Annotated in this window: 21 protein-coding genes; 20 read left to right on the top strand and 1 reads right to left on the bottom strand. The window is 28.5% G+C overall.

The features are described from left to right. Positions 1–128 precede the first annotated feature (128 nt). The 8 genes from U0D62_RS07260 to U0D62_RS07225 all read left to right on the top strand — a co-directional run bounded on the left by U0D62_RS07260 (position 129) and on the right by U0D62_RS07225 (position 7,328). On the top strand, positions 129–572 hold the full coding sequence (locus U0D62_RS07260) for a hypothetical protein (RefSeq protein WP_322195000.1): 444 nt from the start codon (positions 129–131) through the stop codon (positions 570–572). 3 nt (positions 573–575) lie between these two features. Continuing rightward, entirely contained in the window at positions 576–1,325 is a 750-nt protein-coding gene (locus U0D62_RS07255; RefSeq protein WP_322194998.1) for a DUF1835 domain-containing protein, read from the top strand. 124 nt (positions 1,326–1,449) lie between these two features. Next, a complete protein-coding gene (locus U0D62_RS07250; protein ID WP_322194996.1) occupies positions 1,450–2,154 on the top strand; it encodes a CPBP family intramembrane glutamic endopeptidase in 705 nt (234 codons plus the stop codon). Between the two features lie 249 nt (positions 2,155–2,403). Continuing rightward, complete coding sequence (locus U0D62_RS07245) at positions 2,404–2,811, top strand: GNAT family N-acetyltransferase (protein ID WP_322194995.1); 408 nt, start codon at positions 2,404–2,406, stop codon at positions 2,809–2,811. Between the two features lie 60 nt (positions 2,812–2,871). Then, complete coding sequence (locus U0D62_RS07240; protein ID WP_322194993.1) at positions 2,872–3,738, top strand: YihY/virulence factor BrkB family protein; 867 nt, start codon at positions 2,872–2,874, stop codon at positions 3,736–3,738. A 269-nt stretch (positions 3,739–4,007) separates the two neighbouring features. After that, entirely contained in the window at positions 4,008–5,129 is a 1,122-nt protein-coding gene (locus U0D62_RS07235; RefSeq protein WP_322194991.1) for a DUF418 domain-containing protein, read from the top strand. 96 nt (positions 5,130–5,225) lie between these two features. Beyond that, positions 5,226–5,417 carry a hypothetical protein gene (locus tag U0D62_RS07230; protein WP_322194989.1) on the top strand — a complete coding sequence of 64 codons (192 nt, stop codon included), beginning with the start codon at positions 5,226–5,228 and terminating at the stop codon, positions 5,415–5,417. Between the two features lie 426 nt (positions 5,418–5,843). Next, entirely contained in the window at positions 5,844–7,328 is a 1,485-nt protein-coding gene (locus U0D62_RS07225) for a serine hydrolase domain-containing protein (protein ID WP_322194987.1), read from the top strand. Positions 7,329–7,558: 230 nt separating this feature from the next. Here U0D62_RS07225 and U0D62_RS07220 read toward each other — a convergent pair whose 3' ends face one another. Beyond that, the gene (locus U0D62_RS07220; protein WP_322194985.1) at positions 7,559–8,020 is read right to left on the bottom strand and encodes a hypothetical protein; all 462 of its coding nucleotides are present in this window, start codon (positions 8,018–8,020) and stop codon (positions 7,559–7,561) included. Positions 8,021–8,125: 105 nt separating this feature from the next. Between U0D62_RS07220 and U0D62_RS07215 the strand changes: the two genes are divergently transcribed. The 12 genes from U0D62_RS07215 to U0D62_RS07160 all read left to right on the top strand — a co-directional run bounded on the left by U0D62_RS07215 (position 8,126) and on the right by U0D62_RS07160 (position 18,084). Next, positions 8,126–8,971, top strand: a complete 846-nt coding sequence (locus U0D62_RS07215) for a helix-turn-helix domain-containing protein (protein WP_322194983.1) — start codon at positions 8,126–8,128, stop codon at positions 8,969–8,971. Positions 8,972–9,056: 85 nt separating this feature from the next. After that, the gene (locus U0D62_RS07210; RefSeq protein WP_322194981.1) at positions 9,057–9,494 is read left to right on the top strand and encodes an acetyltransferase; all 438 of its coding nucleotides are present in this window, start codon (positions 9,057–9,059) and stop codon (positions 9,492–9,494) included. Between the two features lie 110 nt (positions 9,495–9,604). Then, entirely contained in the window at positions 9,605–10,732 is a 1,128-nt protein-coding gene (locus U0D62_RS07205) for a ligand-binding sensor domain-containing protein (RefSeq protein WP_322194979.1), read from the top strand. Positions 10,733–10,883: 151 nt separating this feature from the next. After that, on the top strand, positions 10,884–11,315 hold the full coding sequence (locus U0D62_RS07200; protein ID WP_322194977.1) for a PH domain-containing protein: 432 nt from the start codon (positions 10,884–10,886) through the stop codon (positions 11,313–11,315). Between the two features lie 124 nt (positions 11,316–11,439). Beyond that, positions 11,440–11,985 (top strand): GNAT family N-acetyltransferase, encoded by a 546-nt coding sequence (locus tag U0D62_RS07195; RefSeq protein ID WP_322194975.1) that lies wholly within the window; start codon positions 11,440–11,442, stop codon positions 11,983–11,985. A 34-nt stretch (positions 11,986–12,019) separates the two neighbouring features. After that, entirely contained in the window at positions 12,020–12,760 is a 741-nt protein-coding gene (locus U0D62_RS07190; protein ID WP_322194973.1) for a hypothetical protein, read from the top strand. 626 nt (positions 12,761–13,386) lie between these two features. Beyond that, positions 13,387–13,896 carry a hypothetical protein gene (locus tag U0D62_RS07185; protein ID WP_322194971.1) on the top strand — a complete coding sequence of 170 codons (510 nt, stop codon included), beginning with the start codon at positions 13,387–13,389 and terminating at the stop codon, positions 13,894–13,896. A gap of 138 nt (positions 13,897–14,034) precedes the next feature. Continuing rightward, complete coding sequence (locus U0D62_RS07180) at positions 14,035–14,379, top strand: 5-carboxymethyl-2-hydroxymuconate Delta-isomerase (protein ID WP_322194970.1); 345 nt, start codon at positions 14,035–14,037, stop codon at positions 14,377–14,379. A gap of 98 nt (positions 14,380–14,477) precedes the next feature. Then, positions 14,478–15,017: a dihydrofolate reductase family protein gene (locus tag U0D62_RS07175; protein ID WP_322194968.1), complete on the top strand. Its 540-nt coding sequence runs from the start codon at positions 14,478–14,480 to the stop codon at positions 15,015–15,017. Between the two features lie 112 nt (positions 15,018–15,129). Then, a complete protein-coding gene (locus U0D62_RS07170) occupies positions 15,130–15,678 on the top strand; it encodes an AAA family ATPase (protein ID WP_322194966.1) in 549 nt (182 codons plus the stop codon). A gap of 153 nt (positions 15,679–15,831) precedes the next feature. Continuing rightward, positions 15,832–17,235 (top strand): alpha/beta hydrolase, encoded by a 1,404-nt coding sequence (locus tag U0D62_RS07165; RefSeq protein ID WP_322194964.1) that lies wholly within the window; start codon positions 15,832–15,834, stop codon positions 17,233–17,235. A gap of 144 nt (positions 17,236–17,379) precedes the next feature. Further along, positions 17,380–18,084, top strand: coding sequence for a cupin domain-containing protein (locus tag U0D62_RS07160; protein ID WP_322194962.1), 705 nt, complete (start codon positions 17,380–17,382; stop codon positions 18,082–18,084). The last annotated feature ends 33 nt before the right edge of the window (positions 18,085–18,117 follow it).

Genomic DNA, 18,117 nt, shown 5'->3' with positions numbered 1-18,117 from the left:
ATAAATAGAAGTACTATCTGATTTCTGATTAGAAGATATCAATTATTAACCCTAATTAATAAACTCCTAAAACGGAGCTATTTTCTTTATTCAAAATAATCTAAATTTGGTTTTATTAAATAATCATTATGAATTATACGATTAAAAAAGGTTCCTCAAATACCTTGTATCTGTTTATTGTGATAGGAATATTTTTAATCTTAGCTTTTAGTTATCAATTATATGATTATCTCAATACAAATCAATTTGTATTTGAGTTTCCAGGTGATTGGGATAAGCCTTTAGGAATTGTAGTCGGAATATTTCTAATTGTTCGATCAAGAAAATTTGTTAATCGAGCAAAAGGGCTTTTCATTAAGATTTCTGAAAATGAATTGATATACAGAACTAAAGAATCAGAATCTGTTCAGAAAATTAAACTCTCTGATATCGAACAAATACAAGGTTCTGAAAATGGAGTAATTCTTAAAATTAAATCCTCTAAGAGTGTAATTATTGATTTGGATGAAATTAAATCAGGAAAAGAAAAGAGGCTTATTAGAAAATCGTTAATCGAATCAATTAAAAATTAAACAGTGAGAAAACAAATTCATATATTAAATGGAGATTCACTTAAGCAACAATTCCCTGAAAGTATTCAGGGAGATATTATTGTTGCCAGAGAATGCCTGGTTGATGGTAATGTAAAAGGAAAAGATCTTAATGAGTTATTTACGACAAGAGCTAAGTTTATTACTCAAAATTACGGAGGAACGGAGCAAGGTTATTATGAAAAAGCCGCTTCTGAATTTCTTAAAATCCCTGAAATTAATAACAATTCTGATATAAATCTTTGGTTTGAGGATGATTTATTCTGCCAAGTACATTTTTGGTTTATAGTACACCTATTGATGAAAAATAATAATGAAAACAATCAGGTTTTTCTAATACGACCAAAAATACATACACAATACGGTTTTGGCGGGTTGAATAAGTCTAAACTTATATCGATTTATAAAAATCGATTGGAGTTATCCGAGTTAGAAAAAATCGCAGACCTTTGGGAGTTTTATCAAAATGATGATATTAAAAAATTAACCAATACAGCACTGGAGTTAGAAAAAAAATATCCTTTTATACTTCCTGCAGTAAAAGCTCATATTCAAAGAATTCCTTCAAATGAAAATCTGGGAAGACCAACCGAATCTTTAATAACAATAATGAAAGAACTTAAAACAGAAGAATTCGGAACAGTGTTTAGAGAATTTAATCAAAGAGAATACATATATGGATTTGGTGATTTACAAGTTAAAAGGCTTTATGATCAAATAATAAATAATCATTAACTCAGCATAAATATGCTGTGCATTACTCACTTATCACTATTCTAAGAACTGTTTAAAGTTAAAGGATTGTAACCATTTAAAAGGATTGTCGTCCAATAGTAAATCAGCAAACTAAATAACCAAAATGAATACTGATAACTCTACGACACTTTCTAAATCAACCAATTTTAAAGGTTTTCTTATCGACTTAATTATATACATCTCTATAATGTTTTTAATTAGAGAAGTATATTTTTCTAAAATAGGTTTTCTTGCAAATGGTCTTTTTTGGTCTTTAACGACATTAGTTGTGGCAACCTGGAGAATGCGGGTAAGAAATGTTACCTGGAAAGAGTTAGGCTTAAGAAAGCCAAAAAATCTTTTAAAGACATTAGGTGTCTCTGTTTTAATTCTAATAGCTGTAATTGCTTCAATAATGGTTTTTGAAATTATAAAGGATAATCTCCCGATTTCAATCGCGCCAGATACTTCCTCAGAAAGTGCTGTCTCCAAATTTGGAAATCTAAAAGGAAATTGGCTACTCTTTTTTTCAATTATTCCTATAGTTTTGATAGAATCATTTTTAGAAGAACTATTAGATAGAGGTTTTTTGATTAATTGGTTTGAACGTTTATTTTCTTCAACTTCTTTTGCTACTATTTTAGCAGTACTACTACAAGCTGCAATTTTTGGATTTAGACATTCTTATGACTTATCTGCAAGATCCATAAGCGTTGGGATTATTGGACTAATTATGGGAATAGCCTATGTAAAGTTTGGGCGAAATTTATGGCCGTTAATTATTGCGCACTGTGTACTAAATACAATGTCTATGCTAGATCGAGTATAAAACCCTGATAAATTAAAACCCGAAAACATATTGACAAGCTAATTTTATAACAAGTATCTGTCTCATTGAATAAATGTTTTAATCAAAAAACATCTTTAAATCAATTAAATCCAAGTCATTACAAACAAAAAAACTATAATAAAAACCTAACAACATACAGTTTATTATAGTTTATGTTACCAGTGTTCATAGCTATTTTCCTATCTTCGGTTTTATAAGAATATTTCTTTAGAAAAAACTATCAGTAGAATGGATATTACTATTTTGGAAACAAAAGATATTGACCTAAAACCAATAATTGAATTATATAAAGCAAATAAATGGAGTTCTGCTGATAAACCAGAAGAACTCTACAAAGCTTTAATTAATTCACATTCTTTAATTTCTGCATGGAGTGGTAAAGAATTAGTAGGTTTAGGTAATGCGATTTCTGATGGATACTTAGTAGTATATTATCCTCATCTTTTGGTTCATCCAAATCATCATGGAAAAGGAATTGGGCAAAAAATTGTAGGCAAAATGCAAGAGAAGTATAAAAACTTTCATATGCAAATGCTAACAGCTGATGGCAAAGCAATTGATTTTTATAAAAAAGTTGGTTTTGAAAAAGCTGGGGAAACAGAACCTATGTGGATTTATAAAGGGACAGAACATTAAATCATTCTGTTAATTAGGATTCGTACTCTATATTAGTATAATCATGAAAATGAACTCTTAATGATAAAATTCTTAAAAGAAGTGTTTAATCATTTCTTCAATAGCAATACCTTTCAAAAAGGAGCATCATTAGCATATTATGCTGTGTTTTCTATATTACCTATGATCATTATCATTACATCATTTTTAGGAATATTTTTTGGGAAACATGCTGTTTCAGGAGAAATTTATTTACAATTAAAAGATATTTTAGGAAACGAGGCTTCTCTTCAAATTCAAAACCTTATTAAAAACCAACAAATAAATCACAACAGTGTTATCACAACGATTATTGGGTTTATTACATTAGGTTTTGGTGCCTCAGGAATGTTTAATCAGATACATAATTCTTTTAATAGCATATGGAATATAAAAGCAAAACCAAAAAATAGTATTCTTAAGTATTTCTCAAAACACCTAGCATCTTTTTTAATACTAATATTATCATTCTTTATTATTTTAATTAGTACAACTATTAATAGTTTTTTAATCAAACACGCTAAGAACTTGCATCATGATTATAAGCTATTATATGTATATGAACATTTTTTGTCATTTGTAGTTATGAGTATTGTTTTCGCAATCATGTTTAAATTTTTGGGCGATGCAAAAGTACACTGGAAAGTTGGGCTAACCGGTGGACTTATTACTTCATTACTTTTTCTTATCGGTAAAACTCTTATTGGATTATATATAGGCCATAGTCATGTCTCTTCAACTTTTGGTTCGGCAAGTGTTCTGGCTTTATTGATGTTATGGATATATTACACTTCTCAGATTATATTTCTCGGAGCATCATTTATAAAAATTATAAGTAAAAAGTTAGGGTATGAAATTTCACCTAATTCAAATGCTGTGAGAATTGATAATATCGAAATCAACGATTAAACCTACACAGTATTTAACGTGTACAATCCTAGTGGGAATTTTGATATTTATTAAAAATGGTAAACACAAAATATCTATATTTGACCATATACTAACCGTAAACTTGTACTCTCTCTACCCTACTTTTTGTACCGGAGATATTAGATACCTTCTGAAAAACACTTTCAAAATTGAACGAGCAACCCACCAAAGCAAAAAAAAGAATTGATTTACTAGATGTTTACCGAGGATTTGCAATTTTAGGAATTTTTGTTGTCAATATTGTTATCATGAATTCAACTTTTCTCAATCAAGATGAATTTGCAAAACAATGGACTTCTGATATAGATAAATTATCAGAGAAAATCTTGCAACTATTTTTTTATACTAAGTTCTTCCCTATTTTCTCTTTACTTTTTGGATTAGGAATTTCAATGCAGGCCTTAAAATTATTTGATGCTAATAAGCTTTCGTTTTCTTTTTTTTCAAGAAGAATGTTCTTTTTATTCCTTTTTGGAGCTATGCATATTATATTTTTATGGTCAGGAGATGTTTTAAATCTTTATGCTGTTATAGGGTTACTCACCACTCTTATGATAAAAAGATCGAATAAATTAATTCTTTCCTTATCAGTGATTTTTCTACTCTTCCCTTTTTATGACCATCTTTTTCAATATTTATTCAATCTCTTTAATTATAAACCAGAAATATATTTGAGTGAATATACAGGAGAAACCATTAATCAAATAATAAAAAATGGTACGTACCTCGAAGGAATTAAATTAAGGATATTAGAATATCTTTCGAATATACCTATGTTGTTTGGTTTTTTAGCGCCTGTAGCTATATCAATGTTCTTACTTGGGTTATATCTGGGTAAAAATAAAATTTATAATTCTATGGATACTTTTATTCAAAAAATAAAGACCCCAATAATCATAATGGCTATAACGACTAACATTTATAGGATTCTATTTTTATTTGTTTTACCAAATTATGAAATTTATTCAACCGAAACCTTCAGGTCTATATTTATTAAATTAATGGTCCTATCAGATACTGCAATGGGATTATTTTATCTTTGGGTTATAGGTTGGTTTTGGTATAATACAAAATTAAAATCTATTCTATCACCATTAAAATATGCTGGTAGAATGGCGCTTACCAATTATATAATGCATAGTTTTATAGGTCTACTCCTATTCTCTTCTATTGGATTTAAGCTTTATGAAACTCTTAGCCCTTCACAGACATTATTAACTGCTATTGCTGTCTTTATTTTTCAAATAATACTAAGTAAGGTTTGGTTAACCTATTTCAGATTTGGTCCGCTAGAATGGATCTGGAGAAGTTTAACCTATAAAGAATTATTGCCTATAAGAAAAAGTAAACCTCTTAGTAGAGAGTCTTAGTTTATAAAATCTAATAACAAATACAAAATCGCAATTATAAAAACACCTGTAACAAAAAGGTAAATCGAAACACTAATTATATAAAATCTGAATATAATGAATAGAGTTTCAAAAAGAAAATCGGCACTTCTAATATCAGCCGGAATACTTGTAATAGCTTTTACTCAAATAAGTTCACAATACATAGCCTTATCGGATCTTGCTAAGGGGTTATTGACCGGAATCGGAATTGGAACGTTACTTATACCATTAGCTCTTAAAAATTCCCGATCGATAAAATCAAATTAATTCCTATTAAGTGAATGATGGTATTAGTCAAATTACTCAAGCTAAACCTATATACATTTACAAAGAAAATGAAGAACTTCAAAAGTATGATGGATTTTAACTTGGCACAAAGATCCTGAAAAAACAATAGAGAGGTTATTTTTTCAACATCATTACCCTTGTAAGAGTTTTGTGGTAATCTCTAAAAAATGGGGTTTTATCAGTTATTTTGGAGAATTTGGAAAAGAACAAATCTGGAAAGCAGTCCAGCTTATGGATAAATAACTTCAATTCAATCCAAAAATTGATTATATAATTATTCCAGCATGATTTCTTTTTTTATTGAATTCATTTTCAATAATTATCTTTAACAACGATAAAAAGTATTCACGCACTTTTTAAAAACCAATAAAGAAGTAAACCTTTTTGTACATAATTATATAACCTATGAGATCTTTATTTGTATTTATTATTTCTCTAGTACTGTTTTTAAGTTGTTCTAAAGAAGAGAAAAAGAAACAACAGTTTAATCCAACAGAAAAATTCACTTCAGAACTCATAGAACTTAAAGAGTATTTTCAAATTCCCGGATTAGCTATTTCTATTGAAAAAAGTCAAAAAAATATTTATCAGAAATATTTGGGAGTATCTGATATAGAAAAACAAGTAAAATTAGATTCTACCGTATTATTCCCTATTGCATCTATAACCAAGGTGTTTTCAGGAGTTTTAGTCCTACGACTTGTAGAACAAGGAAAATTGTCACTTGAAGATCCTATTAACAAATATCTAACCGAATCTACACTCCTGGATTCGATTAAAATAAAACACGTACTATCTCATACTTCGCAAGGCAAAATTGGAGAAAATTTTTATTACAGTTCAAGGTTTGGGCTATTAACCAATGTAATTGAAAAAGCTTCTGGTCAATCTTTTGCTACAGCAATGAACGAGGAAATTTTAGTTCCTTTAGGACTCAAAAACACTTTTTTACTTAAAGATTCTGCTCAAATAACAGAGAAAAAACGAATATTAGCTAAACCATATGTCTTTAACAACAAGATAGAAAATGGTTTTATCGATTCTGGCTATTCATCATCAGCCGGAATTGTTTCTAATCTAGAAGATTTATCGGCTTTCAACAAAGCTATAGATGATAATAAACTAATATCAGAAAAGTCAAAAAAACTAATATTTTCATCTATAAAAAAAGGATTGCCATACGGTTACGGTATTTTTAATCAAGAATTAAATGGAGTCAAAATTGTTTGGGCATATGGTCAATACGACTGTTATTCAAGTTTATTTCTAAAAGTTCCCTCAAAAAATATCACCTTAACAATTTTAGCCAATAATAACTTAATGAGTGATGCAGCAAGATTAATTTATGGTGATGCCTCCTCTTCCTTATTTGTGCTGAGTTTCTTAAAGAATTATGTGTTTGAATATAAAGATATGGACCTGTTTGAAAAAGAAGATTCTATAACTTCTTTTGATCTTTCTACTAACGAATTTTATCGAAAAAAGATATTAGCAGAAGCCTTAGCAGAATCTTTTATGGCAAGGTTTTACTCTGAGAAGGTTCAATCAAGTTCCAGGTTGTTAGAAAGAGTATTTTCAGAAGATCCAAATTATTTAAAATATGCAAACCTAAACTTACTTCATAACCTTTCCTTTTTAAAAGATGTATCTTTTTATAAAGAACTAGGTGAATTTAATAAGTTTGACTCTCAAATAGAGAATATAGGTAACAAATTAATTTCTATAGACCCAGAAAACCCATATTTACATATATATCTGGGCACCTATTATTCTAGGAAAGGTGATATCAAAAAAGCCAAATTTCATTTTGAAAACATTGTAAATACAGCTAATTTTTCAAAAAACTGGTATACTCAAGAAGCTCAGGATTGGTTAAATGATAATAATTAATTTTTGATAACTGAGTATAAAAATAAAATGGTTTTGATTACAACAAAACTCTTTTAAAAATTATTAAACAAAAATATTTTGCAACAACCAGTATAGCTCATTGCGGATGAATTATTCTAACTAATTCTTTGCATTTTGCTATCTTGGGGTCATAGCAAAATGCTTTTGATAAAAATTCCACAAAGAGCTATACATTTAGCGTTGCACCTATTTAGGGTTGGGGTTTTACATTAAGTCTGAGGTCTATTTTTTATTCTTCTTTTCTGTATCAAAGGTTTAACTATCCCTCCTACTAAAGGACCTAGAATTATTATTCTGGTTAAAAAACTATAGACAGTTTCCTTCCATTTTATAATAAATTCTGATAAAGTTGTATAATCATTTGAAAGAACTACCAATGCAGTGCTTAATAATACACCAACACTTCCTGACATTAAAATCCCAAAACATATTCCGTTTATATAAATGTTTTTGATTTTCAAATGTTTATTTAACAAAATATCTATTGCCTTGAAAATAAAGAATGCTAACGGTGCAATTATCAGCAAACCCACTAAATAAAAAGGCAACCAATTAGCAATAAATGATTCATTTGATTGAAGTCTAAAATATGTTATTAATAGAGAAATAACTCCAAAGACTACAGGTATAAAAATTATTATTTTGTATTTTTTTATGATCGCATTACTCATATATTTCTTAATTAATATTAAGTTCTGCAAATTTCTATTTTATGTTTAAAATAGAATATCTCAAACAATTCATAAATTTGTATATTCTGGTCAACATAAAAGATTATGGAAAAAAAGAAGTACTCTATTGCCAAGGGTAATACATTATTACATTTAAAATTCTCTCCTCCTTATAAAGCTCAAAGCACTTTTAACAATGGATTACGAATAGTTTTTGTCATCAAAGGTTCTTCAACCTATTATACTCCGAATGGTTCTACCGAACTAAATGAAGGAGATATGATACTTTTTAATAATGACAACTTCATAAACACCTGGAAAACAACAACAAAAAAATGTGAAGTAGTTGTTTTCATTCTTACTACAGAATTTTTGAATACTATATACAAATTAGATAAGTATAAAGAATCGGTTACTAAAAATCAGTTTCCTTTTATTGTTATTTCATTAGAAATAATAAAATCTTTTATACAAGGTTTTAGAGCGTATTTAGAAAAACCTAACTACTTAACTGAAGATTTATTAAACTTAAAATTACAAGAACTTGTATTTATTTTATCTCAAAAAGAAGACTTTATATCTTTTATGAAACAAATAAATTTCAATTCATCAGGAAACAATATTAAGTTTAGAGATACCATTTCTACCAATATATTCAACCCTATAAATATTGAAGAACTTTCTTTTTTATGTAATATGAGTTTATCAACGTTTCAACGTAAGTTTAAAAAAATGTATCAAACTACCCCTGCCAAATACATAGAAGAACAAAGGATAGAAAAAGCTACGTTTCTTTTGATAGGTTCAGAAATTAGTATTTCAGAGGTATGCTACCAAGTGGGATATACCAGTCTTTCACATTTTTCAAAAGTTTTCAAGAAGAAATACAAAATTTCTCCCAAAAACTATAGAGCAAATAAATCCAAAACAGATCCTGTCCAACCTACTTAAAAACTAATTTTGGTTTACATTAAAGTGGTAATAATTGACCAAATAAAAAACTTTCAACAAATCATTAGTAAGAATCAAAAAATAAATGAAATATCAAATAGATAAAATTGATAAAACCGAGTTTTCTAACGTGGTAAATGTATGGGAAGCTTCGGTAAGAGCCACCCATCATTTTTTAAAAGAAGAAGACATTGAATACTTTAAACCTTTAATTTTAAATAACTATTTAGATGCCGTCGAACTAAGGTGTGTACGAAATAACAAGAGAGAAATTATTGGTTTTCTGGGTGTCGCGGATCAAAATCTTGAAATGTTGTTTATTCATCCGGATTATAGAGGTCAAGGAATAGGGAAAGTATTATTAAATCACTCTATCACTCAAATGAAAGTAAAAAAAGTAGATGTAAATGAGCAAAACGAACAGGCAGTTGGATTCTATAACCATTACGGATTTAAAACTGTTAATAGATCAGAGCTTGATTCTTCAGGAAAGCCCTACCCTATTTTACATATGAAACTATAAAAAGTAATAATCATAACATTTTAGTAAATTTAGTAGATTCATTGAAAGCTCTATATTCATTTAAATAATTATTCTGAATGTGTATAAATTGAAACAAATCATTAAACCTAATGAGCAAAGTAATACATATAAGATCGCATAAAATAGGAGTATCAATTTGTATTATTATTATTTTATTTTCAGCTTTTACAATTTCTTGTAAAGGACAAGACAATACATCCGTATCAAAAGAAAAATCAATCGATTCTTCAAAAAAAGAGAATGTAGTAACATCTGTAGATTATAGAGATTCATTTATGAATTTTGACAAAGAACCACTCATGTTAGTTTTACGAAGGATATTTCAGGATAAAAACCAAAATATTTGGTTTGTAGGTGATGGAGTTTTCTGTTATAATGGAAAGTCTCTTATCGATTTATCTAATAATGAAGTTTTTAATAAAACCACAATTAGACAAATTGTAGAAGATCAAAAAGGAAATCTTTGGTTCGGAACTTCTGATGGAATAGTCAAATATAATTTTTCTCCTAAACTTACAGTTGCATCTAAATCATTTATAAAATATACCAAGAAAGATGGTCTGATTAATAATGATGTTTGGAGTTTGGCAATTGATCATCTGGGAATTATTTGGATTGGCACACTGGAAGGAGTAAGTAAGTTTAATGAGAAAGAATTTGTTTCTTTTACTATTCCTGAGTCGATACCAGACAATTCTAGAGGAGTTACAAGTACCAGAATAGTGCATAGCATTATAGAAGACAGTAATCAAAATTTATGGTTTGGAACCAATGGTGGTGCTTATATCTATGACAGAAAATCTTTATCTAATATTTCTGAAAAAGATGGACTTTGTAATAATGTAATAAATCATATTTTAGAAGATCAAAAAGGAAATATATGGTTTGCAACTCATAATAATGGAGTTTGTTATTGGGATGGAACCTCCTTTACTCATTTTGGAACAGAACAGGGAGTCATAGGAACAGAAACGTGGAGTTTATATGAAGATCAATCAGGTAACATTTGGTTTCCTATAGAACACGCTGGTATATATCAATATGACGGAACATCTTTTAATAATTTTTATAAAGAGGAAGGTTTACAATTGAGTGCTGTACATTCAATGATTGAAGATAACAAAGGACAATTCTGGTTTGGTGGTTTTGGTGGACTATATCGTTATGACGGAAAATCTTTTACTCATATTACTATAAATGGACCCTGGAGTAATTAATACCTCCATCATAAGTTAGGCGATCATGGATATTTACTTAATTATTAAAACCCTTAGTAACATTTTATCTAACTATAATACATATAAAATAAAAAGCAAGAAGCTTATTCAAACAATTCTATAATTGATTTATTAAATCAAATAAGAAATTATGGTAAAAAAATACAAAGCCAAAGTATCATATGGGATGCTTGTTATAATATTTTTATTGTTTTTTATTCCTGTCACTTTTGGAGTAATTAGTAATGGTATTAATAAAGAATTTTATATCATAACTGGGATTTTAGTTCCATCCTACTCTTTCATTTTATTTTTGTTTTTTAAAACTAATTACTCGGTAGAAAACAACACACTTATAATTAAATGCGGATTCTTATTCAAGAAGAATATTGACATCAATACGATTAAAACAATTAAAAAAACAACTAGCTTATTGTCTTCTCCTGCTCCTTCTTTTGATAGAATTGAAATTAAGTATGGAAAATACGATGAGATAATAATATCACCCAGAAACAAAATCACTTTTGTAAAAGATTTGACTTCTATTAACCCTAATATTGAGATTGATATAAGTGCTGATTAACTTATTATTTAGTTTTTCTGTTAATATTTCTATACAATACCTATTTTTAAGTACGACAAAAGCGATTGCCTATATTCAGGTAATTGACTAACTAATTATAAACACTGTCAATAAATAAAAATATATGAATACTGGACTTGATATCAATGTTAGAGAGATCGAATTAAGAGATATTGATTTAATTGCTGATTACTGGCTTACGTCTGAACCAGATTTTCTTATATCATTGGGAGTTGATCTTAAAAAATTACCTTCAAGAGAAGGATTAACTAAAATGTTAACAGCACAAATCAATGCGCCATTATCAGAGAAAAAATCGTACGCTTTGATTTGGGAACTTGAAGGCAAACAAATTGGGCATTCAAATGTAAATGCGATTGAATATGGTAAAAAGGCAACTATGCATTTACACCTATGGAATATCAATAATAGAAAAAAAGGTATGGGGACTGAATTGGTCAAACAATCGCTTCCTTTTTATTTTATGAATTTAAAAATAGAAAAATTAATCTGTGAACCCTATGCTCTAAATCCCGCTCCCAATCATACATTAAAAAAAGTGGGATTTGATTTTATAAAAAAATATAAAACAACACCTGGTTCTCTTAATTTTGAACAGGAAGTAAACCGCTGGGAGTTAACTAAAGATAAATTTAACAATCTTCAATAACCCTATCTCTAACATTAAGATTAAACAAAACATTATGATAGAATTCTTAAGGAAACTCTCGCCTTTATTAATACTATTCGTTATTAGTTGTAATACTTCTTCTCTATCAAAAAAAAATACTGTTGACCTCTCTGAAATAGGCTCTTCTATCGAAATCAACCAGGATCCTTATGATCATAATAAAAATCAAATCAGTGTACTTTTATTTGACTATAAAGGAAAACAAATTGGTAATGATAAAATTAAAATTCTTGTCAATAAACAAGAACTTGATCTTGATATTAAAGAAGAGCTTTATTACACAAAAAAAATTAGATATAAAGGGGGTAATATTCCTGTTACTGACTCCTTTGATTTTGAGATTAAACTCCCTGATGGTTCTATTTTTCCCTTGAGTTATACAAAAGCAATCCAGACAATTCAAAAAGACAACATTTTATTTAAAGAAGAGATCCCTCTTGATTTGGAAACAAAAATCACCTGGAAAGAGATGAAAGAATTTAATAACCTTATTATCTGGAAAAGCTATAATCTTAATAATACAAATTCTACTAAAGGTGGGCGTTATGATAAATCTACCTTACATTTAAAAATAAAAGAAAATGGTAGTCATATAGTTCCGGTTTCCTATTATAAAGATTCAATATCTACAATTAATTATTTGAGTATCGAATTTCAATCAATCAAATCAGGATTAATACATCCAGATTTAATTCCGAACAGTAATTTAAAACTGATTTCAACCGTAAAAAGAAATATAAAATATATTAAATAATACTTAGAAGGAACTACCTATAAAGCCTTAGAACACCATAAATAAATTCTTAACAAATATTTCATTACCTTCCTATCTTGTTTTATGCATTAAACATCTGATTACCTTTTAAACAAATTAGATCTTATGAAAAGAAAGATTATTTTTTTGAGTCCAGAGATATATTTAATTTGTGCAACTATATACTACTGGTTTTTGACTTCTAATTTATTCAATCCAATTGCTATCTCGTTGCTAGCTATTTTAATGTATCAGATTATTGTTAAAAAATTAGCTCTCGGATTAATCATATCATCACTATTTATTTTGTTGAATTTATACCTGGTTCTTGCTTTAATCTCTGAATTAGCAGAGTTTACAGAGTCGAATAAAAATTATATCAATTTGTTAATTTTCGGATCACTTTTTTTAGGGTTAAATTTAGTAGTAGCCATGTTTATGTTTTGGAAATATCTGGTACAAAAACCCCAAATAACTAAATAAAGCTTTAGATCATTTCCCTATTAAAAACATTTACTGCCAAAACCTAATCCCAAAATTCTTTATTATACTAGCTCTATATTTTTCACCTAATCTTGATGTATCAGTTATTATCTTTTAACTTTGTGTCTATAATTAAAAACATAATGACTAGAACTTCAATATTACTGCTTCTTTTAGGCTTGCTCATTTTTACTGAATCTTGTCAACATCAAAAAAGTGATTTAACAAAATCTGAAAAAAAATCTATCATAGATTCAGCAAAAACTACAGTACAAAAAGTATTTGATTCTTCAAACAATCTTAAGTTTATAGAAGGTTTAAATTATTACTCTGCAGATGCGGATGCTTTTTATGTAAGTAACGGCACCATACATAGTTTAAGCGAATTAAAAGAATCTTATAATCAAATCGGTTCATCAGTAGAGCTTTTAGAAAATTCTATTGATAGCTGGAACTCAACAATCCTATCAGAGAATACAGTTGCTTTTACACTACCAATTCATTTAAAAATAAAACTCATAGGAATTCCAGAATATAACGGACAGCTCGTTTGGTCAGGAATTGTACAGAAGAGAAATGAAAAATGGGTAATCATCCAAAGTCATGAATCCTGGCTTAATTGTGTTGAAATGACATCTGCATTAACCAAATAATACTCTAATTCCCATTCGTATTAATTAAAGTATAAAAAGTCACAAAATTTATACAAAATAGATCTACTATTAAGTACAATTTTCGTTATTGTACTATCTATCCGTTAATCTCAAATATTAAACTTCTTAAATATATTTATGCCACATTTTGTAATTGATTGTTCTGAAAATATCATAGAAATTAAATCTCCCGAAGAAGTTATTCAAAAAGTATATGATACTGCAGAATCAACAGGTCTATTTGATAAAGGAGATATCAAAGTAAGAATTAATCCCTTTAAACATTATACGATCGGAAATACCAAAGATGACTTTATTCATATTTTTGCAAATATTATGGAGGGGCGAACAATAGCTCAGAAAAAAGATCTTTCTGAAAGAATCGTATCTGAATTAAAATTGATGTTTCCTAATATTCCTATCATTTCTATCAATATTAGAGATTTTGAAAAAGCGACTTATTGTAATAAAACTATGGTCTAAAATTTATTGTTATAAAATATCTATATTAAAAAACAATCAATTTAATTATATACTTTGCATACATTTAGGTATTGATAAATACTAAAATGGTTACAGATATGTCCAAAGTAACTTTACATATGGTTTCCAGTCTTGATGGTTTTATAGCCAAAAAAAATGGAGATGTTTCCTGGCTTCAATCTACAGATAATTATGAGAAAGGTATTACTCTTACCGAAGAAGATATAACAGCATTTGTTAAAGCTATTGATTGTTATATTATGGGATCAAAAACATATGAACATGCCTTAGAACTTGGCTGGCCATATGGCGACAAACCTGTTATTGTTCTCACTAATAGAAACTTAAGTTCTAATCGAGAAAGTGTTACGTTTTATTCTGGTGATTTAACCAAACTAATACATGATCAATTAAGACCCAGCTATAAAAATATTTGGATGGTTGGTGGAACTAAAACAACCAAAGATTTCATTAGGTTAAAATTAGTCGATGATATAATTATATCAATAATGCCAATCCTATTAGGAGATGGTATTTTGTTTTTTGACTATATCAAACAGGAACAAAAATTACATCTTAAAGACGTAACTACCTACAAAGATGGAATGGTAGAATTATGGTACGAAATAAAAAAATGAATCTATAACTCTTTTACAATTCTTCAGTAGTGATTTAGCTTTAGTACAAAAACTTTAATACTATAATTTATAAAAACGTTTCTCTATAATATATTAGAAGTAATTATACAATATGAAAATTTTAATTTTTGGAGCATCGGGTTCTGGAACAACAACATTAGGAAAAGAACTTGAACTAAAATTTGACTTTGTTCATTTGGATGCAGACGATTATTATTGGAAAGCTACCCAGCCTCCTTTTCAGGAAAAGATATCATTATCAGAACGAAACAAAACGTTAACTAAAGATTTTAAAAAGAATAAAAATGTAATAATTTCTGGTTCTATGGTAAGCTGGGGTGAAGAATGGAAAAGCGCATTTGATCTTGCAATATTTATTTATTTACGTCCAAAGATTAGAATTGAACGTTTAAAAGAGAGAGAAAAAATTCGTCTCGGAGATAAGCTTTTAACTGATAAACAAACACAGGAAAGCTCTGTAGAATTTATTGAATGGGCAAAAAAATATGATGATCCTAATTTTCTAGGACGTTCTCTAAAAGTCCATAATGATTGGATTAAATTACTTAAATATCCAGTTATTAGAATAGATGGTGAAATGAATTTAACTGCCAAAGTAAAAAAAGTGTTATCAGAATTAAAAATCATCAATCGTAATTAACTGATTTACAGATATAATTATTTTCAAAAATATTTTAACTCAAAAAAAAATCTTAAATTAATTACCCTTCAGGCAACTATTTTTAGAACTTTTACATCTTTGTAAATAGGGTTTAACACGAAGTAACCCCTAATTAATTCAATCAATTCTATAATGTCAAAAAACATCAGTCTAATTTCATTACTATTTTTTCCTATTGTCATAATCGCTCAATTTGCATCTTGTCCAGATCAAGAGAAATTTGACACAACTCTATCACCTAAATGTATTACTTATCAGGCTCCTCTATATCACCAATCTGATAATAATGAAACGATTGAGTTATTTGTTAGAAAATTCCCGGCAGTAAAAGACAGACAGGGATCTATTTGGTTAATTCCTGGAGGTCCTGGAGAATCAGGAGCTAGTTTATATCCTTTAATCAATCAATTCTCAAAAATATTCCCTCATTTGGATATTTTTATTCCAGATCATAGAGGCACCGGATTATCTGGAAAAATATGTCCCAAAGAAGAAAAAGTAAGTTCGCCTGGTGGAATCAATTTGGTCAATGAAGAATGGGGTTCTTGTTTTGGTCAAATGTATGGAAATCAAAAATATGTACAGGCTTTCTCAATAACCAATGCTGCAAAAGATCTTCATTTACTGATTAATGATTTAAGTGGTAAAGGTAAACGTTATATCTATGGGGTTTCTTATGGCACACAATTAGTTTTAAGATTACTACAGCTTGATTCGTCCAATTTTGATGGAGTATTATTAGATTCTATGGTTCCATTACAAAATGATAATGAATATGATTTAAGTCATCGATCTTTTGTGATGAATGATGTCGGTCGTTCTGTTCTGGAGAGTTTTGATAAATTAGAACCCAGCAATACCGTTTCATTAATCACTCAACTAGAAAATATTATTAAACGATCTCGCAATGATCAAAACTTTGCAAACAATTTACCTAAACAAGATTTGTCTATAATTTTTGGGATGATGTTAGACCTCCCTGAAGTGCGAAAAGAAATGCCCGAGATAATAAAAGCATTATCAAAAGAAAATTTTACTCCCTTAAACAATGCTATAAAACAAATCACAGATTTTTACAATTCTTATGGAGGTGAATACGAAACAGCTCCCATTTCAATTCCTTTAACACAAGTAATTACCTCTTCAGAAAACAACCTAAGGCCTGATTTAAAAAAGAGTGACGTGAAATCAGAATCAAAAGATCTATTATTTACAAGTCCTCTACCAAATTTGATTGCTGAAAACAAAATGCCGACGTATAAACAAGACAGGTACTTTGGAAAGACTCCCAAAAAAATACCTCCAACATTAATTATACAAGGTACTTTAGATCCAAAAACTCATTATTCCGGTGCTGTTCGCCATTATGAGGTACTATCAAAAAACAATCAGGTTACATTTATAAGTATTAAACACGCTCCACATTTTATAGCCCTATTTGCACCTAATAGTTTTGCTAAGGTAGCTTCGGCATTTGTAAAAGGAGATTCTCTTAAAAATGAAACTTTAAGTGATGAAAATATTTTAATAAAATAATGTTTTTCATTTTAACTTATTAAATCCTGTATAGGAAAAGACTCTAAATATATGATATGTCAAGACAATCGTTTTTAATCAAAAGCAACAGTTTGTCCTCTATTTTTAATATCATATATTTAGAGTTATCATTTCTATATAAAAATGAAACTATTTAAAGAGAACAGCAAACATTATAATTGGGGAGATAATTGCAGTGGTTGGCATTTAGTAAAATCTGAAAACCTAAGCGTAATAGAGGAGCTAATGCCTCCTAATGCTTTAGAACAAAAACACTATCATAATTTCTCAGAGCAATATTTTCATATCTTAAAAGGAACTGCCACTTTTGAAATTAAAGATCAAATTGTAGAAGTTGAAAAAGGAGAAGGAATTCATATACCTCCACAAACAGTTCATAGAATTAGAAATAACGAAACATCTAATCTAGAATTTATAGTGATTTCTCACCCCTCTACAAGAGGTGATAGAATTAATGAGACTCTTAATGTAAAACCTCTAAACCTCAACGGTAAAAAATTCAGATCTGCATCAAGTACTACTAATGGAGAAGTAAATAGTGAAACTATTTTTCATTATCGTCAAAATCAAAATGTCATTTGGGCGACGTATGAAGGAGGTAATATTTTATTCGGAACATTATCGGGGCGTTTAGAAGAAAGTAAATTGATTTTTACATATCAACATCAAAATCTTCAAGGAGATTTTAAAACTGGTAAATGTGAATCTATCCTCAAGATAATCAATGAAAAAATTCAACTACATGAGAAATGGCAATGGACTTGTGATGATTTTTCTAAAGGAGAATCTGTATTAGAGGAAATAAAAACCGATATAGAGAACATTTAATAATCCTAATCACTATCTCTAAAGAGGAAAACT

The sequence above is a fragment of the Aquimarina callyspongiae genome (assembly GCF_034322225.1).
Lineage (GTDB): Bacteria > Bacteroidota > Bacteroidia > Flavobacteriales > Flavobacteriaceae > Aquimarina.
This window is presented reverse-complemented; position numbering and strand designations above follow the sequence as displayed.

Bases quoted from the DNA above. Each gene is read 5' to 3' on its own strand.
- U0D62_RS07225 (WP_322194987.1), top strand. From the start codon at position 5,844: ATGAGATCTTTATTTGTATTTATTATTTCTCTAGTACTGTTTTTAAGT.
- U0D62_RS07200 (WP_322194977.1), top strand. From the start codon at position 10,884: ATGGTAAAAAAATACAAAGCCAAAGTATCATATGGGATGCTTGTTATA.
- U0D62_RS07180 (WP_322194970.1), top strand. From the start codon at position 14,035: ATGCCACATTTTGTAATTGATTGTTCTGAAAATATCATAGAAATTAAA.
- U0D62_RS07210 (WP_322194981.1), top strand. From the start codon at position 9,057: ATGAAATATCAAATAGATAAAATTGATAAAACCGAGTTTTCTAACGTG.
- U0D62_RS07235 (WP_322194991.1), top strand. From the start codon at position 4,008: ATGAATTCAACTTTTCTCAATCAAGATGAATTTGCAAAACAATGGACT.
- U0D62_RS07250 (WP_322194996.1), top strand. From the start codon at position 1,450: ATGAATACTGATAACTCTACGACACTTTCTAAATCAACCAATTTTAAA.
- U0D62_RS07240 (WP_322194993.1), top strand. From the start codon at position 2,872: ATGATAAAATTCTTAAAAGAAGTGTTTAATCATTTCTTCAATAGCAAT.
- U0D62_RS07170 (WP_322194966.1), top strand. From the start codon at position 15,130: ATGAAAATTTTAATTTTTGGAGCATCGGGTTCTGGAACAACAACATTA.
- U0D62_RS07220 (WP_322194985.1), bottom strand. From the start codon at position 8,020: ATGAGTAATGCGATCATAAAAAAATACAAAATAATAATTTTTATACCT.
- U0D62_RS07190 (WP_322194973.1), top strand. From the start codon at position 12,020: ATGATAGAATTCTTAAGGAAACTCTCGCCTTTATTAATACTATTCGTT.
- U0D62_RS07205 (WP_322194979.1), top strand. From the start codon at position 9,605: ATGAGCAAAGTAATACATATAAGATCGCATAAAATAGGAGTATCAATT.
- U0D62_RS07260 (WP_322195000.1), top strand. From the start codon at position 129: ATGAATTATACGATTAAAAAAGGTTCCTCAAATACCTTGTATCTGTTT.
- U0D62_RS07195 (WP_322194975.1), top strand. From the start codon at position 11,440: ATGAATACTGGACTTGATATCAATGTTAGAGAGATCGAATTAAGAGAT.
- U0D62_RS07160 (WP_322194962.1), top strand. From the start codon at position 17,380: ATGAAACTATTTAAAGAGAACAGCAAACATTATAATTGGGGAGATAAT.
- U0D62_RS07175 (WP_322194968.1), top strand. From the start codon at position 14,478: ATGTCCAAAGTAACTTTACATATGGTTTCCAGTCTTGATGGTTTTATA.
- U0D62_RS07245 (WP_322194995.1), top strand. From the start codon at position 2,404: ATGGATATTACTATTTTGGAAACAAAAGATATTGACCTAAAACCAATA.
- U0D62_RS07165 (WP_322194964.1), top strand. From the start codon at position 15,832: ATGTCAAAAAACATCAGTCTAATTTCATTACTATTTTTTCCTATTGTC.
- U0D62_RS07230 (WP_322194989.1), top strand. From the start codon at position 5,226: ATGAATAGAGTTTCAAAAAGAAAATCGGCACTTCTAATATCAGCCGGA.
- U0D62_RS07185 (WP_322194971.1), top strand. From the start codon at position 13,387: ATGACTAGAACTTCAATATTACTGCTTCTTTTAGGCTTGCTCATTTTT.
- U0D62_RS07215 (WP_322194983.1), top strand. From the start codon at position 8,126: ATGGAAAAAAAGAAGTACTCTATTGCCAAGGGTAATACATTATTACAT.